The sequence below is a fragment of the Enterococcus sp. DIV1083b genome (assembly GCF_051713705.1).
Taxonomy (GTDB): Bacteria; Bacillota; Bacilli; order Lactobacillales; family Enterococcaceae; genus Enterococcus_D; species Enterococcus_D casseliflavus.
This window is the reverse complement of record NZ_JBIOQJ010000001.1, coordinates 1,770,433-1,785,470: the sequence shown is the minus strand read 5'-3', so window position 1 is coordinate 1,785,470 and position 15,038 is coordinate 1,770,433. Positions and strand designations below refer to the sequence as shown.

Annotated in this window: 14 protein-coding genes; 12 read left to right on the top strand and 2 right to left on the bottom strand. The window is 43.6% G+C overall.

Annotated features, from left to right (window positions below; genetic code table 11):
• Positions 1-2 precede the first annotated feature (2 nt).
• Positions 3-440 carry a GNAT family N-acetyltransferase gene (locus IGI69_RS08240; RefSeq protein ID WP_373191804.1) on the bottom strand — a complete coding sequence of 146 codons (438 nt, stop codon included), beginning with the start codon at positions 438-440 and terminating at the stop codon, positions 3-5.
• 70 nt (positions 441-510) lie between these two features.
• On the opposite strand from IGI69_RS08240, the gene IGI69_RS08235 reads away from it, so the two are divergent.
• The 4 genes from IGI69_RS08235 to cls all read left to right on the top strand — a co-directional run bounded on the left by IGI69_RS08235 (position 511) and on the right by cls (position 7,469).
• Positions 511-1,563: a DUF7278 family profilin-like fold-containing protein gene (locus IGI69_RS08235; protein ID WP_005226132.1), complete on the top strand. Its 1,053-nt coding sequence runs from the start codon at positions 511-513 to the stop codon at positions 1,561-1,563.
• A gap of 351 nt (positions 1,564-1,914) precedes the next feature.
• Entirely contained in the window at positions 1,915-4,557 is a 2,643-nt protein-coding gene (gene alaS / locus IGI69_RS08230; protein ID WP_438740391.1) for an alanine--tRNA ligase, read from the top strand.
• 278 nt (positions 4,558-4,835) lie between these two features.
• Positions 4,836-5,978: a cation diffusion facilitator family transporter gene (locus IGI69_RS08225; RefSeq protein WP_438740389.1), complete on the top strand. Its 1,143-nt coding sequence runs from the start codon at positions 4,836-4,838 to the stop codon at positions 5,976-5,978.
• Between the two features lie 24 nt (positions 5,979-6,002).
• The gene (gene cls, locus IGI69_RS08220; RefSeq protein ID WP_015509734.1) at positions 6,003-7,469 is read left to right on the top strand and encodes a cardiolipin synthase; all 1,467 of its coding nucleotides are present in this window, start codon (positions 6,003-6,005) and stop codon (positions 7,467-7,469) included.
• On the opposite strand, the gene IGI69_RS08215 is transcribed toward cls, so the two are convergent.
• The gene (locus tag IGI69_RS08215; RefSeq protein ID WP_438740386.1) at positions 7,449-7,865 is read right to left on the bottom strand and encodes a ribonuclease HI family protein; all 417 of its coding nucleotides are present in this window, start codon (positions 7,863-7,865) and stop codon (positions 7,449-7,451) included. The genes cls and IGI69_RS08215 overlap by 21 nt on opposite strands.
• Positions 7,866-7,930: 65 nt before the next feature.
• Here IGI69_RS08215 and IGI69_RS08210 point away from each other — a divergent pair, with 65 nt between their 5' ends.
• The 8 genes from IGI69_RS08210 to IGI69_RS08175 all read left to right on the top strand — a co-directional run bounded on the left by IGI69_RS08210 (position 7,931) and on the right by IGI69_RS08175 (position 15,011).
• Positions 7,931-8,341, top strand: a complete 411-nt coding sequence (locus tag IGI69_RS08210) for an EbsA family protein (protein WP_015509732.1) — start codon at positions 7,931-7,933, stop codon at positions 8,339-8,341.
• Between the two features lie 209 nt (positions 8,342-8,550).
• Positions 8,551-10,221: a formate--tetrahydrofolate ligase gene (locus IGI69_RS08205; protein ID WP_142964935.1), complete on the top strand. Its 1,671-nt coding sequence runs from the start codon at positions 8,551-8,553 to the stop codon at positions 10,219-10,221.
• Positions 10,222-10,449: 228 nt separating this feature from the next.
• Positions 10,450-10,857 (top strand): hypothetical protein, encoded by a 408-nt coding sequence (locus tag IGI69_RS08200; protein ID WP_010748376.1) that lies wholly within the window; start codon positions 10,450-10,452, stop codon positions 10,855-10,857.
• Positions 10,850-11,557, top strand: coding sequence for a CBS domain-containing protein (locus IGI69_RS08195; RefSeq protein WP_005226123.1), 708 nt, complete (start codon positions 10,850-10,852; stop codon positions 11,555-11,557). Before IGI69_RS08200 ends, IGI69_RS08195 begins: the two co-directional genes overlap by 8 nt.
• Positions 11,554-12,039 carry a signal peptidase II gene (gene lspA, locus IGI69_RS08190; RefSeq protein WP_438740383.1) on the top strand — a complete coding sequence of 162 codons (486 nt, stop codon included), beginning with the start codon at positions 11,554-11,556 and terminating at the stop codon, positions 12,037-12,039. Before IGI69_RS08195 ends, lspA begins: the two co-directional genes overlap by 4 nt.
• A complete protein-coding gene (locus tag IGI69_RS08185; protein ID WP_074535788.1) occupies positions 12,023-12,931 on the top strand; it encodes an RluA family pseudouridine synthase in 909 nt (302 codons plus the stop codon). Before lspA ends, IGI69_RS08185 begins: the two co-directional genes overlap by 17 nt.
• Before the next feature lie 243 nt (positions 12,932-13,174).
• Positions 13,175-13,711 (top strand): bifunctional pyr operon transcriptional regulator/uracil phosphoribosyltransferase PyrR, encoded by a 537-nt coding sequence (gene pyrR / locus IGI69_RS08180; RefSeq protein ID WP_016609309.1) that lies wholly within the window; start codon positions 13,175-13,177, stop codon positions 13,709-13,711.
• A gap of 19 nt (positions 13,712-13,730) precedes the next feature.
• Positions 13,731-15,011 (top strand): solute carrier family 23 protein, encoded by a 1,281-nt coding sequence (locus IGI69_RS08175; protein ID WP_005226119.1) that lies wholly within the window; start codon positions 13,731-13,733, stop codon positions 15,009-15,011.
• The last annotated feature ends 27 nt before the right edge of the window (positions 15,012-15,038 follow it).

The window sequence follows — 15,038 nt, the reverse complement described above, 5'->3', positions numbered from 1 at the left end:
TCTTACTTGACTGCTGTTTTTAATTGTTTGGTCATTTCTACACACAATACGCCATCTTCAGCATAGGGTTCAGATGTTTGTTGATACCCACAGGATTCATAAAACGCACAAGCGTCGATCTCTGCGGATAACACTGATTGGAGGGCGCCCTCTTGGACACCACGCATTTCGAGATAATGCAATAATTTGGTGCCGTATCCTTGGTGCCGATAGGCCTTGGCTACGCAAAAGCGATCAGGTTGCAGGGTGTTTGGCGTAGAGAATTGATATCTGATGGTAGCGATCGGTGCGTTTCCATCTAGCCAAAGAAAGTATGGGCAGGTTTGGTCTTTTTCATCAAATTCCCATTCTATAGGGATGTGCTGTTCTTCCACAAAAACGGCTTGCCGCAGGGCGAAAACCGCTTGTAGCATCCACGGACTGCGTCCAAAATAAAGCATCAGTCGTTTTCCTCCTTTTTCGTGGTATACTCGTTATAGAGTAATTGTAGCAGATGAGAGGAGAAATGACGTGGATTTTTTTGAGGCGTTACAATGGTCAAATTGGAAGACACTGTCCTTTGAAATCAAAGAACAGCTGATCCAGCAAATTTTAATGTATTTTGTCAGTCCTTTAAAGGAGATCACCGATGTCCATTTTAGTCAGTTGACGTATGCAGGGTTGAAATGTGCTACCTTTGAATTAACGATCGATGGCGAAGACTTTGTCTTTATACCAGGGAACTCTGAGGCGATCTTAGGTTGGGATCTCGGTGTGCAAGGATTACCAGCTACTTGCTGGAGTAAAAATTGGCAGTCACCACCCAACGAGATCATTCGCCAGCTGGAAACAATCTATGAGTTAGAAACCAGCCAGGATTGGGGGATTTTTGTCAATGAGTCTACGAGCCCTTTGCGCAAAGCTGTGATTGATCCTATGCTAGTCCAAAAAAGTTCTCTGCCTGCTGGCGCAAGGTATATCGGGCAGTTAAATACAATCACTGGGGAGTTTCACGGGTTAGTCGATCAATTCAGTGTTTTCGAAAAAGAGCTAAAGGCACAATTCACAGCACCAGCGTCCTTTGAGGAAAGCTTGCGTTGGGAATTACCCGCTTTTTATCACGAAGAGAATCGCTATTTTGCTGCACTCGAGCCGTTATCGGAAACCTATCAGTTATTTACCCACGAATCCGTCAGTCAAACAGAATTGAAACAGCAGTTAGACAAACAAGGCTTTCAGCTGTTATCAGAGGATCAATGGGAATACGTTTGCGGTGCTGCGACTCGGCGACTTTTTCGCTGGGGCAATGAAAAATCCTGCGACGATGGTGTCTCTTTGTCAACCGCTGAATTGCTTGAACCGAATTTATTTGGCTGCACCTATGGGCTTGCGGATGCTTGGGAGCTGACAGATGGCTTGTCTTTAAAAATGGAGAACTGGCAGATTTGTGGGCATCCCTTATTCGATGCCTTGCCATATGCCAGTTATTACCGTTCACGGAAAATGCTGCAGCCAGATCAAAAGCTTTCTCCCCAGAGCTATCGTTACCGCAAAGCGATTCTGATCAACAAAGAACGGATTTGAGGATTGACTTTTTCGACACATTTCCTTATACTTTGAATGACGAAGGATATGGTCGGTTTGATGATTCATCACAGAAAGTTTTTCACTGCTGAGAGAAAAACATGAATTCAGACGGATTGCTCCCTTTGGTGCTCAACTGCAGCAGAAATGTTGCCGTCCACTCCGCGTTAACGAGTCTAAGAGGTAATGAGTCACATCATTGCAAGCAAGGTGGTACCGCGTATCGACGTCCTTGTTCTGCAATGGTGTTTTTTTATCGTCAAAATGACTCGACAGGCATAAGAGCGCCTTACCAGCAATTTTGTCAGCCCCTGTATCTTAAGCGAACACAGAAGAAAGTAGGAGAATAACGTGAAACAATTATCCAGTGCAGAAGTACGCCAAATGTTTTTGGACTTCTTTCAATCAAAGGGTCATTCAATTGAACCAAGTGCGTCCCTTGTCCCAGTCAACGATCCAACCCTATTATGGATCAATTCAGGGGTGGCAACGCTAAAAAAATATTTTGATGGCAGTGTTGTTCCTGAAAACCCAAGAATTACCAATGCGCAAAAATCGATTCGGACTAACGACATTGAAAACGTTGGGAAAACAGCAAGACACCATACGATGTTTGAAATGCTAGGAAACTTTTCGATCGGCGATTACTTCAAAAATGAGGCGATCCATTGGGCATGGGAATTTTTGACCTCACCAGAATGGATGGCTTTTGATCCAGAAAAATTATATGTCACGGTTTATCCAAAAGACACAGAAGCAAAACGGATCTGGGCAGAAGAAGTCGGCTTGACACCAGAGCATATCGTTGAGATTGAAGACAACTTTTGGGACATCGGTGCAGGACCATGTGGACCAGATTCAGAGATTTTCTATGACCGTGGTCCTGAGTTTAATGACGTAGCGGAAGATGATCCCGAAAACTATCCTGGTGGCGAAAATGAACGCTATTTGGAAATCTGGAATCTGGTCTTCTCAGAATTCAATCATCAACCAGATGGCTCCTATGAACCATTACCACATAAAAACATTGATACGGGGATGGGGCTGGAACGAATGGTTTCCATCGTTCAAAATGCACCAACCAATTTTGAAACAGACTTGTTTCTGCCGATCATCAATGCAGTGGCAGATTTAAGCGGTCGTGTGAACTACGGCGACAGCAAAACGACAGATATCTCCTTTAAAGTGATTGCAGACCATATCCGCGCGCTTTCTTTTGCGATCGGCGATGGGGCACTTCCTTCAAATGAAGGTCGTGGCTATGTTTTACGTCGTTTATTACGTCGTGCAGTCATGCATGGGAAAAAATTAGGGATCGATACTGCCTTCTTATACAAATTAGTACCGATCGTTGGCGAGATCATGGAAAGCTACTATCCTGAAGTACTAGAACAGCAAGAATTTATTGAGAAAGTGATCCGAAACGAGGAAGAACGTTTCCATGAAACGATCAATGAAGGGTTAGATATTTTAAATCAAGTGATCGCCCAAGTAAAAGCAGACGGTCAAGATACGTTAGCTGGTCAAGATATTTTCAAATTGTATGACACTTACGGCTTCCCAGTTGAATTGACAGAAGAAGTGGCGGAAGACGAAGGGTTGAAAGTGGACCACCAAGGGTTTGAACAAGAAATGGATGCACAACGTGCCCGTGCTCGTGCGGCTCGACAAACGGAGCTTTCAATGGGCGTACAATCCGCTTTATTGACAGATATCAAAGTAGACAGCCGTTTCGTTGGCTATGATTCACTTGAAGCAAACAGCGAATTATTAGTGATCATCCAAGACGAAGCGTTACATGATTCTGTTTCGACAGGTGAAGCAAAACTGATTTTTGCCGAAACACCATTTTACGCAGAAATGGGTGGACAAGTTGCGGATACAGGCACGATCGTAGCAGAAGATGGTACGATCGTAGCGGAAGTGACGGATGTCAAAAAAGCACCGAACGGTCAGTTCTTGCATACTGCTACAATCAAAGCGCCACTACAAGAAGGCATGAACTATTTCTTACAAGTGGATCAGCATCGTCGCAATAAGATCATTAAAAATCATACAGCGACTCACTTATTGCATAAAGCCTTAAAAGAAGTATTGGGCAGCCATGCGAACCAAGCAGGTTCATTAGTTGCTCCAGGACATTTGCGCTTTGACTTTAGTCATTTTGGGCAAGTGACCAGCGAAGAGCTGAGCCAAATGGAACAAATCGTAAACCAGAAAATTTGGGAAGCTCTTCCTGTTGTGACGATCGGAACGGATATCGATACCGCAAAAGGCATGGGAGCGATGGCACTCTTTGGTGAAAAATATGGGCATGACGTTCGCGTCGTCAATGTTGCCGATTGGTCGATCGAATTATGTGGGGGAACCCATGTAGCAAATACGGAGGATATCGGTATTTTCAAAATCGTTTCTGAATCAGGGATCGGTGCTGGTGTTCGTCGGATTGAAGCAGTGACTAGTCAAGAAGCTTATACGTTATTGCATGAAGAAGAAGCGCAATTAAAAGCAATTGCAGGGATCGTTAAATCCGCCCAATTAAAAGAAGTCGTTGCCAAAACAGAACAACTGCAAGCGCAGCTGCGTGAATTGCAAAAAGAAAACGAAGCTCTTGCCAGCAAGTTAGCAAACCAGCAAGCAGGGGATGTTTTCAAGGATGTCAAAGAAGTAAATGGTCTGCGTCTGATCACAGCAAAAGTGACTGTAAAGGACATGAACCAATTACGTCAACTAGCTGACCAATGGAAACAAAAAGACCATTCTGATATTTTAGTGTTAGCTACCGCGAATGATGGCAAAGTGAATCTTTTAGCTGCCATGAACAAAGCAGCCAACGAAAAAGGATTGAAAGCGGGCGATTTGATCAAAGAGATCGCACCTAAAGTTGGTGGCGGAGGTGGCGGCCGTCCTGATATGGCACAAGCCGGCGGGAAGAATCCTGAAGGAATCACAGCAGCACTTGAGACCGCAGCAGCGTGGTTAGCTGCCAAGTAATCACACTAACTGGTTGAATCTGTGCCAGGGAATTTCTTTCGTTTAAGATGATAGATGAAAGAGAAGCGCAGGTCTTTAGCACAGTCCTTTTTTGAACGAAGATGACGGAGGGGGAGACCCTTCCGTTATCTTTTTCCTTTTTTCCTACGTGTTATCTGAAAATGCGTTCGATAATTGAAGGGAATTCGCTTTTTTTTCGAAAAAACGATACGAATAGTTGTTTAATTGAATTCCTTCGGGGTAAAATAAGAAAGATGGTTTTTTGAGAGGGTGATGATTTGCTAAACTTTTTTTTAAATCGTAGCAAAAAAAATGGTGTCTACGAACGTACAGCCATCGGGAAGTTAGCAGGTAGCCTCGGGTTGCTTTCCAACCTCCTATTATTTGCCGGAAAATTTATCATTGGGTTATCTGCACAATCTGTTTCGATTATGGCCGATGCCATCAACAGTCTTTCAGATACAGCCTCGTCTATTTTAACATTGATCGGTTTTCGGATCTCGGCGAAACCAGCCGACAGTGAACATCCATATGGACATGAGCGATTTGAAGCCATCAGTGGGTTTGTGGTATCTTTGATCATCACGTTTGTTGGCGGTCAATTTCTCATCAGCTCTGTGCAACGCATCATGGAACCGACGAGTATCCGTCTTTCACCACTATTGTTTATCGTTTTGGTTTTATCGATTTTGATCAAAATCTGGCAGGGAGCGATGTACCGCAAACTGGCGAACCTGATTGGCTCTCAAACACTTAAAGCCAGTGGGCAAGACAGTCTCAACGATGTGTATACAACGGGTGCGGTTTTGTTTTCAGCGACGATCGAGTGGTTGACTGGCCTACGTATCGATGGCTTTGTCGGCTGTCTGATTGCCTTGTATATTTTGATTAGCGGAATCAAAATGATTCGTTCCTTTATCAACGAATTATTAGGGGCACGCCCAACCCAAGAAGAAGTAGCTGCCATGGAGCAACGCTTGGATCACTATCCGACGATTCTCGGTTACCATGATTTACTGGTTCATAATTATGGACCGAAAAATCGCTTTGCCAGTGTGCATATCGAAGTGGATGAAACGTGGTCTTTACGAGAAGCGCATGAGGTGATTGATGCGATTGAACAAGATTTTCGCCAATCTTTAAAGGTCGACCTGGTCTGTCATCTTGATCCAGTACCAATTCAAGATCAGCAGTATCGGCATTTAAAAAAAGAAGTGTCAAAGATCCTTCGCTTCGTTGACCCACAGTTACGGATGCATGATTTTCAGGTCAAAGGAGATCTGTTGGCTTTTGATTTAGTGATTCCCGCAAAACCGGCGTATAGTGATCAAGAAATCGAAGAAATGCTGAAACAAAAAATCAAAGAAACACTAGGGGACTATGAATTGAAGCTTGCTTTCGATCACAGTTACCTATTATAGGGTTACAGGATATAGGAGGAAACTATGATAAAAATGGATATGAGCATGATTTCCACGGTCTTATTGGCACTTTTGTTTATAAATACGATTGCTGCTTTTATTACTGTTTTTCGGAAACCACGCTCGATTGCAAGTGTCTTTGCTTGGATGATGACATTGGTATTCATCCCCGGCATCGGGTTCTTGTTGTACTTGTTTTGTGGTCGGGGGATCGACGGAGAAATTATTTATAAATTTAGTGAGCACCACCAAAGTAGGATCAATGAGTTGAATCAAATCATCAAAGTGCACAATTATTCTTTTCCTGAACATCCTTACTCAGATGACAATCATCTATTAGAGCGCTATTTTAAGAACCTTGATGAATCGCCCTTGACGAAAGGAAACAAAGTAGAATTTTATACAGATGGAAAAGAAAAATTTGCCGCATTGTTTGAGGACATGAAGCAAGCAGAAGATAATCTGCATGTGGAGTATTATTCGTTTTTTAATGATGAGATCGGTGGCCAATTCTTGTCTATCTTGATCGATAAAGCCCGTGAAGGCGTTGAAGTGCGTTTGGTCTATGACCCATGGGGGTCACCAAAAGCCAATCGAAAATTCTTTCAACCGTTGATTGATGCCGGTGGAAAAGTCGTGCCTTTCATCACTTCGAAGAATCTGATCCGCAACACACGATTGAACTACCATCTACATCGAAAAATCGTTGTGATCGACGGTCAAATCGGGTGGACTGGCGGCTTTAATGTTGGTGATCAATATCTTGGGAAAAAGGCCAAGTTCGGCTATTGGCGAGATACCCACGCAAGAATTGTCGGAACTGCCAGTTTTACACTACAAGAGATTTTTATTCGTGATTGGAACGCATCTGTAAAAAGAGAAGAGGATCAGCTGGAATACGAGGATCGCTACTTTATTCTACCGCCGAAAGAGCGCTCTGGAAATGTTGATTTGCAGATCGTCGCTGATGGGCCTGAAAGTGAGACCCAAATTCTCAAAGGCGGTTTTGTAAAAATGATCTTAGCTGCCAAAGAATCGATTTGGATCCAAACGCCTTATTTGATTCCTGATGACAGTATGATGAACGCATTGGAAATTGCCATCCACTCAGGTGTAGACGTCCGAATCATGATTCCATGTATGCCGGATCACCCATTCATTTATCGGGCAACACAGCATTATGCCAATTACTTGCATCGCCGTGGTGCAAAAATCTACATTTATAACAATGGTTTCCTCCATGCGAAGACGGTCATGATGGATGATACCATTAGTTCCTTTGGGACGACGAATCAAGACATTCGGAGTTATGCCTTGAATTTTGAAGTCAATGCCTTCGCCTACGATCACGATGTCACGCAAACGTTGAAAGGCTTCTTTGAAGAAGATATGGCACAATCAACATTACTGACGGATGAAATTTTGGCGAAGCAATCTTACTGGTTGCGCTTCAAACAAAACTTCTCTCGGTTATTGTCTCCGATCCTTTAATTTCATCGCTTTTGCTAATCCTTGGCGTGCCAAATGGTCGGCACCTTTGTTTTGACTCTCAGGGACCCATTGGATGATTGCTAAAACGAACTGTTTCAACAAGTATTGAATTTCTGTTAAATAATCAGAAAAAGCAGGGTTTTTGGTATAATTCTTGTCGATGGTCTGCGCAACGACTTTGCTGTCGGTATAGAGCATAATTGTCTGTTCCTGTAAACCTTTGTCAATCAGCAGCTGCAACGCGTTGACCATCACAGCGAACTCTGCTTGGTGGTTGGTTGAATCAGGTAGCGAAAACGCAATTTGTTCATGCAGATCAGTACCGACAATGACGATTCCACCGCCACTAGGGCCGGGGTTGCCTTTCGTGGAAGCATCAAGATAAACTTTTAACATTGTCTCACCCTTTTTTGATATGATAAAGATAGTATACTAGAAATTTTATGTTGTGAGGAACTTTTATGAAGCGTAAATTGTATTGGCAACCGGAAGCTGCTACAGCGATCATTTATTGGTCGTTTACTATGATGATATTATTTATCAGTTTGATTCTTTCGTTAGAAAATACCAGACCTTATTGGAAAAGCAACCTCGTTTTAGCCGTCTTTTTCTTTTTTGTATGGTTAGGGATTCACCGAAGCATGCTCATCAGGAATGATTTGCTCCTGATTCGCTATGCGCGCTTATGGAAGAAAAGCCTTATTTCTTTACCTGAGATAGAAAAATGGCAAATTATAAACCGTTTAATAAGCATTACCGATCATCAAAAAACGTATACCTTCACGTTGCGTAAAAAAGATGTGGCATGGTTAGAAACTTTTTTTCAAGAAAAAATCCCTGAAAAAAGGGTGCAGATCGAAACCAACGAGTAATTCATAGGAATCTAGAAAGCAACGATCACTCCTTTTGGCGTTACAGCCTTAGGAGGGACGTTGTTTTTTGTTTACATAAAGGATTCGTGAAACTTCTTGTAAAAGTGTGAAAAATCACTCTTTCTTTCTGAATAAAATCAAGTATAATAAGAGCATAGCAAACAAAATACATTTTAAAGTGCTAAATAGTTCGTGAATTGAGGGTAAAAATGAAATCAGATATCGAAATTGCACAAGAATCAATGCCTAAACCGATTATTGAAATTGCTGAACCACTTGGTTTGACAGGCGATGACCTGGAACTTTATGGCAAATATAAAGCAAAAATCGAATGGTCGGCAATCAACGAAAAAGCAAACAATCCGCTGGGTAAACTCATTTTAGTCACAGCGATCAGTCCGACACCCGCTGGAGAAGGCAAGTCAACCGTGACCATTGGACTTGCAGATGCGTTAAATCAAATCGGCAAGCAAACCGTCATCGCCTTACGTGAGCCATCTTTAGGACCAGTAATGGGCATCAAAGGCGGCGCCACCGGCGGCGGCAAAGCACAAGTGTTGCCGATGGAGGACATCAACTTACACTTCACTGGCGATATGCATGCGATCACAGCAGCAAACAATGCCTTGTCTGCATTGATCGACAATCATATCCAGCAAGGCAATGAGCTGGGGATCGACGGACGTCGGGTCACATGGAAACGGGTTGTCGATTTGAATGATCGAGCGTTACGACAAGTGATCGTCGGTCTAGGGGGACCGTTACAAGGCGTTCCCCGAGAAGACGGTTTTGACATCACCGTTGCTAGTGAAATCATGGCGATTTTGTGCTTGGCAACAAGCATTGATAATTTAAAAGAGCGATTAGGAAAGATTTTAATTGGTTATTCTTTTGAGAAACAACCGATTTACGTAAAAGATCTGGCGGTCCAAGGTGCTTTAGCCTTACTTTTAAAAGATGCCCTCAAACCGAATCTTGTTCAAACGATTGAAGGAACCCCTGCGCTGATCCATGGCGGACCTTTTGCAAATATCGCTCATGGGTGTAATAGTGTCATCGCAACCGAGACGGCTTTGCACTTAGGCGAATACACGGTGACCGAAGCTGGGTTTGGTGCTGACTTAGGGGCAGAGAAATTTCTTGATATCAAAACACCGAACTTATCAAAGGCACCAGATGCGATCGTAGTAGTAGCGACGATCAGAGCACTGAAGATGCATGGTGGGGTCGCTGTGGCTGATTTAGGGACAGAAAACTTAAAAGCATTAGAGTTAGGCTTCAGTAATTTAAAGCGACATGTTGAAAACATGCGTAAATACGGGATTCCAGTTGTCGTTGCGCTTAATGAGTTCTCACAAGACACCGAAGCGGAGCGAACATTAGTCGAAACCATGTGCCAGCAAATCGACGTCACCATCGCACGGACAGCCGTTTGGGCAGACGGTGGTGCAGGTGGAACGGATCTAGCAAAAGCAGTGGTTCAAGTAATCGAGGAAAAACCTGCCAACTATCAACGCTTGTATACCGACGATTTGCCTTTAGCGGATAAAGCTTCTTTGATCGTGCGGGAAATCTATGGCGGGGCAGAGGTTGAGTTTGCGCCGAAAGCCAAGGCACAGTTGCAAAGCTTCAAAGAACAAGGCTGGGATCAGCTGCCGATCTGTATGGCAAAAACCCAGTATTCCTTCAGTGATGATCCAAAGCGATTGGGCGCACCAGATGACTTTACAGTAACGATTCGCGAATTCGTGCCAAAATTAGGGGCTGGCTTTATCGTAGCCTTGACAGGTGCCGTGATGACGATGCCAGGATTACCGAAGAAACCTGCCGCCATCAATATGGACGTGACTTCTGATGGCCAAGCGATCGGTCTTTTCTAAAAGAGCTATCACAAACAAAGAAGGCATTCGCTGCATTTGAAACGGAAAAACGGAAAGAGATGATTTGAAAGGACGGGTGCAAGCGGCATTCGTCTTTTTCTCGTTCATTAGACGTGATGGAAGATAAAAGTAGGGATTCTTGTTATAATAATCAAGGAAGCAAGCAAAAGTCTATTTTCTTTCTTTTGATAATCAAGTATACTTAACCAATTGAGGTGATCTTTGTCAATGGAGCTACAACTAACTAGGAGGACTGGTTTTTATGGAATGGGCAGTCCCTTGGAGGTCATGCAAGGAAAAAAAAGAATCGCTGCCATCAATCATCAGCAAACGATTTTTTTGGCGCTGGCTGAGCAGACGCCGATTCGTGTGCGCATGTTTTTTTTAGAAAGTCAGCCTTTTCAGTTACCAAAAGGCCAATCAGCGCTCAAGCTGGAGGTCGTGATGAATCCTGCGCTTAAAAGAATATATATCGGCTTTTATTTAAGCCTTTTTCTCATGATGGGGGTATTGGGCTTATTATCCATCTCCCTTTACTCGTTGCTTTTTGTCGGTGTGTATTTAGTGGCATATTTTGTCTTTGTTTTGATTTATTTAAAAAAAGCGTATCTTATCAAGGAGGTTCCTCATGGCTAGTGGTGCAGATCAATTTTTGAGCAGTTTTAATCGAATCGAAAAGCGGCTTCGTGACGAATTGGATAATCCGCGGAATATGGGTTTTTCTGAAATGGTTCGTCGCTTGTCAAAAAGCAAAAATATCAATGTCAGAAGAGCAGAAGATGATCTATTACAAATGGCTCAGCTGCGCAATGCCATCGTACATGAAAAAATCGGAGAAAACTTTGTCATTGCAGAACCGAATGAATGGGTTGTCAATCGCATCCAAGAAATTGAACGCTCCTTACTGGCACCTGAAAAAGTCATGCCGCGTTTTGCGAAACGAGTGACTGGTTTTGAAAAGCACCTGCCATTACCAGAGTTATTGAAAATCGTTGCCCAAAAGCGCTATTCACAATTTCCGATCTATGATAATGGTCGATTTTTGGGATTGATCACCTTGCGGATGCTGGGATACTGGTTAGCGAAAGAAAGCCTCCATGGTGAAATCAAGTTGGCAGGCAGAACGGCAGATGAATTATTAGCAGGAGATGGGAAACGATCGAATTATTGTTTCGTGTCGGCTGAAACGACCATCGTAGAAGTGGAAGAATTGTTTCAAAAAAATGCCCTGCTTGAGGCGGTTTTGATCACCAAGGATAAAAATCCGAATGGAAATCTCTTGGGCATCATCCGTCCGCGAGATATTTTTAAAGAAGAAAGAGTGGAAAATTTATGATCGCGTTGTTTTTTTTGTTAAGTGCTGTTGTCATTGGCTTGGATCAATGGCTGAAAATTTGGATCGTTGCCAATTATCAACTGGGTGAAACACATTCTCTGATCGACAATGTGTTGTCCCTGACCTATCTTCAGAATACGGGCGCAGCTTGGAGTATTCTAGAAGGAAAAATCACCTTTTTTGCGATCATCACCGTTATCGCGGTTGCTGTTGTTGTTTACCTATTGTTTCGCTACCAAAAAAGCAGTCTATGGTTTCGTTTCGGACTTGCGTTTGTTCTAGGTGGGGCGATCGGTAATTTTATCGATCGGTTGCAGCATGGCTTTGTGGTCGATATGTTCCAGTTTGATTTTATCAATTTCCCAATTTTCAATATCGCTGATATGTCATTAGTGTTCGGGGTGATCTTGATTTTTATTTATGCACTGGTAGATGACGAAGCAAAAGGGAAACAAGGAGAATCAAATGGAAAAGCAAATTGAAGTAATCATTAAAGAAGAAAAAGGGCGGGTCGACAAAGTGTTGGCTGAACGCTTGCCAAATCATAGTCGGTCACAAATCCAGCAGTGGCTAAAAGAAGATGCGGTCACATTGAAGGGCGAAACGGTTCGGGCAAATTATAAGGTAAAAGCAGGTGATCACTTGATCATCCAAGTACCAGAACCTGAAGTTGTAGACTTACAACCAGAAAATATTCCTTTGACGATCGTCTATCAAGATGCTGATGTGGCAGTCATCAACAAGCCGCAAGGGATGGTGGTTCATCCATCCGCTGGGCATCCCAATGGCACCTTGGTCAATGCGTTATTGTACCATATGGATGATTTATCCACGATCAATGATGTTGTTCGGCCAGGAATCGTTCATCGAATCGACAAAGATACGTCGGGTCTGTTAATGATCGCCAAAAATGATCAGGCACATGAGTCGTTAGCGAAACAATTGAAAGACAAAACATCGTTACGCAAGTACGTAGCATTGGTCCATGGCAATATCAGCCACGAAAAAGGCACCATCAATGCACCGATCGGCCGCTCGAAAGTCAATCGGAAAATGCAAGCCGTGATCGAGAATGGCAAACCCGCAGTGACTCATTTCACCGTGTTGGAACGCTTTGATCAATTTACCTTGGTGGAATTGCAATTGGAAACTGGAAGAACCCATCAAATAAGAGTCCACATGCAGTACATCGGTTTTCCGCTAGCTGGCGATCCGCTATATGGACCTAAGCGCACGCTAAAAGGCAATGGGCAGTTTTTACATGCCAAGCTTCTAGGCTTCACCCACCCAACAACAGGCGAGTCGCTGGTCTTTGAAGCGCCATTACCAGAGCTGTTCGCGGACACGTTAAAAAAATTGCGAAAAAATGATTGATTTTTTTGTGTGAGAACTGTATAGTAATTGTAACAACTAAATAGCTCCTTTAAATGTAGTCCCGTGAGGCTAAGAAGGAATGAGTAAGCAGACGACTCCCGCGTTGGAGATTCGAACCCTTACTAGATGATAACGTGTACCCAAAATCCACAGAATGGGATTTTAGGCAACGATCGGAAAACATGACTCCTACCTCAAGCAGGTAGGAGTTTTTTTATGTTCAAAATTAGGAGGGAATAACATATGGCAGCGAAAGAAGTAGTAGATGCAGTAACAATGAAACGAGCGTTAACGCGGATCACCTATGAAATTATTGAAAGAAATCGAGGCATTGATAACTTGGTGCTGGTAGGGATCAAAACCCGCGGCATCTATATCGCGCAACGAATAGCAGAACGTTTAAAACAACTAGAAGGCGTAGAAGTACCTGTCGGTGAATTGGACATCACCTTGTACCGAGATGACAAAAAGAAAGAAGATGATCCAGAGATCCATTCATCAGACATCCCGACTGCCATTGATGGCAAAGAAGTCATCTTGATCGATGATGTCTTGTTTACAGGACGGACGATTCGGGCAGCTTTGGATGCAATCATGGATATTGGTCGACCAAAAAGAATCTCACTCGCCGTTTTAGTTGACCGCGGTCATCGTGAACTGCCGATTCGGGCAGATTTTGTTGGAAAAAATATTCCAACTGCTTTAAGTGAAGAAATTATCGTGGAGATGGAAGAATCAGATGGTTCTGACCGGATCATGATCAATAAAGAAAACGACTAGGAAGAAGAGTGACAGCAACATGCAGAAGCAAGAATTTCGTAATCCAGACGCAGTTTTAGACATCAAAGATCGGCCCAAAGCACTGCCTTGGCTAGGCCTAAGCTTACAACATCTTTTCACGATGTTTGGGGCAACCGTTTTAGTTCCGATCCTCGTTGGGATCAACCCCAGCATCGCATTAGTTAGTTCAGGTATTGGAACATTGGTTTACTTGGTTACGACGAAAGGGAAGATTCCAGCGTATCTAGGCAGCAGCTTTGCGTTTATCGCAGCGATGCAGATGCTGATGAAATCTGACGGCTACCCAGCTATCGCACAAGGCGCCATCACGACTGGGTTGGTCTACGTGATCGTTTCGATGATCATTAAACGTGCAGGTGCTGCTTGGTTGGATAAGATCTTACCACCGATCATTGTCGGTCCTGTGATTATGGTGATTGGATTAGGGTTAGCCGCTAACGCAGCTCAGAATGCGATGTACAATGACTCAGTCTACGATTTCAAGTACATTCTGGTAGCGTTGGCTACCTTAGGATTAACGATTTTCTTCAATATGTTTCTGCGAGGGTTCTTAGGACTGATTCCGATCCTTCTGGGGATCGTGGGCGGATACTTGATCGCCTTAGCAGCGGGAATCGTCGATGTACAGCCCATCATTGACGCCAACTGGTTTGGCATGCCGAGCTTCGAGATTCCCTTCATTAACTATGAACCAAAACTGTATCTGAATGCGATCACGACGATGGCGCCGATCGCTTTTGTTACCATGACCGAACACATCGGTCATCTGATGGTCTTGAACAAATTAACCAAGCGGAACTTTTTTGAAGAGCCAGGCTTGAACCGAACACTTTTGGGCGATGGTTTTGCTCAAATCGCAGCCGGTCTCGTTGGGGGACCCCCAGTGACAAGTTACGGAGAAAACATCGGGGTTTTAGCCATTACACGCGTCCACAGTGTGTTCGTCATCGGTGGTGCGGCAATTCTAGCCATCGTACTAGGCTTCGTTGGAAAACTAAGCGCATTGATCTTAAGTATTCCTGGTCCAGTCATCTCAGGGATCAGCTTCCTGCTCTTTGGCGTCATCGCTGCCAGCGGGTTAAAAATTTTGATCGACAATAAAATCGATTTTGATCGTAAGAAGAATTTGATCATTGCGTCAGTGATCCTTGTGGTAGGAATCGGCGGGCTTGTCTTCACGGTCGGGACCTTCACCTTATCCGCAATGGCGTTAGCAACTGTCCTAGGAATCTTCTTGAATCTTATTTTACCTGACAGCTCTCGCAGCGAAGAAAAATAACTTGTGACAACTCATCGTTTAAACAGA

Bases quoted from the DNA above. Each gene is read 5' to 3' on its own strand.
- lspA (WP_438740383.1), top strand. From the start codon at position 11,554: ATGATCGCGTTGTTTTTTTTGTTAAGTGCTGTTGTCATTGGCTTGGAT.
- IGI69_RS08205 (WP_142964935.1), top strand. From the start codon at position 8,551: ATGAAATCAGATATCGAAATTGCACAAGAATCAATGCCTAAACCGATT.
- cls (WP_015509734.1), top strand. From the start codon at position 6,003: ATGATAAAAATGGATATGAGCATGATTTCCACGGTCTTATTGGCACTT.
- pyrR (WP_016609309.1), top strand. From the start codon at position 13,175: ATGGCAGCGAAAGAAGTAGTAGATGCAGTAACAATGAAACGAGCGTTA.
- IGI69_RS08240 (WP_373191804.1), bottom strand. From the start codon at position 440: ATGCTTTATTTTGGACGCAGTCCGTGGATGCTACAAGCGGTTTTCGCC.
- IGI69_RS08175 (WP_005226119.1), top strand. From the start codon at position 13,731: ATGCAGAAGCAAGAATTTCGTAATCCAGACGCAGTTTTAGACATCAAA.
- IGI69_RS08210 (WP_015509732.1), top strand. From the start codon at position 7,931: ATGAAGCGTAAATTGTATTGGCAACCGGAAGCTGCTACAGCGATCATT.
- IGI69_RS08215 (WP_438740386.1), bottom strand. From the start codon at position 7,865: ATGTTAAAAGTTTATCTTGATGCTTCCACGAAAGGCAACCCCGGCCCT.
- IGI69_RS08200 (WP_010748376.1), top strand. From the start codon at position 10,450: ATGGAGCTACAACTAACTAGGAGGACTGGTTTTTATGGAATGGGCAGT.
- IGI69_RS08185 (WP_074535788.1), top strand. From the start codon at position 12,023: ATGGAAAAGCAAATTGAAGTAATCATTAAAGAAGAAAAAGGGCGGGTC.
- IGI69_RS08195 (WP_005226123.1), top strand. From the start codon at position 10,850: ATGGCTAGTGGTGCAGATCAATTTTTGAGCAGTTTTAATCGAATCGAA.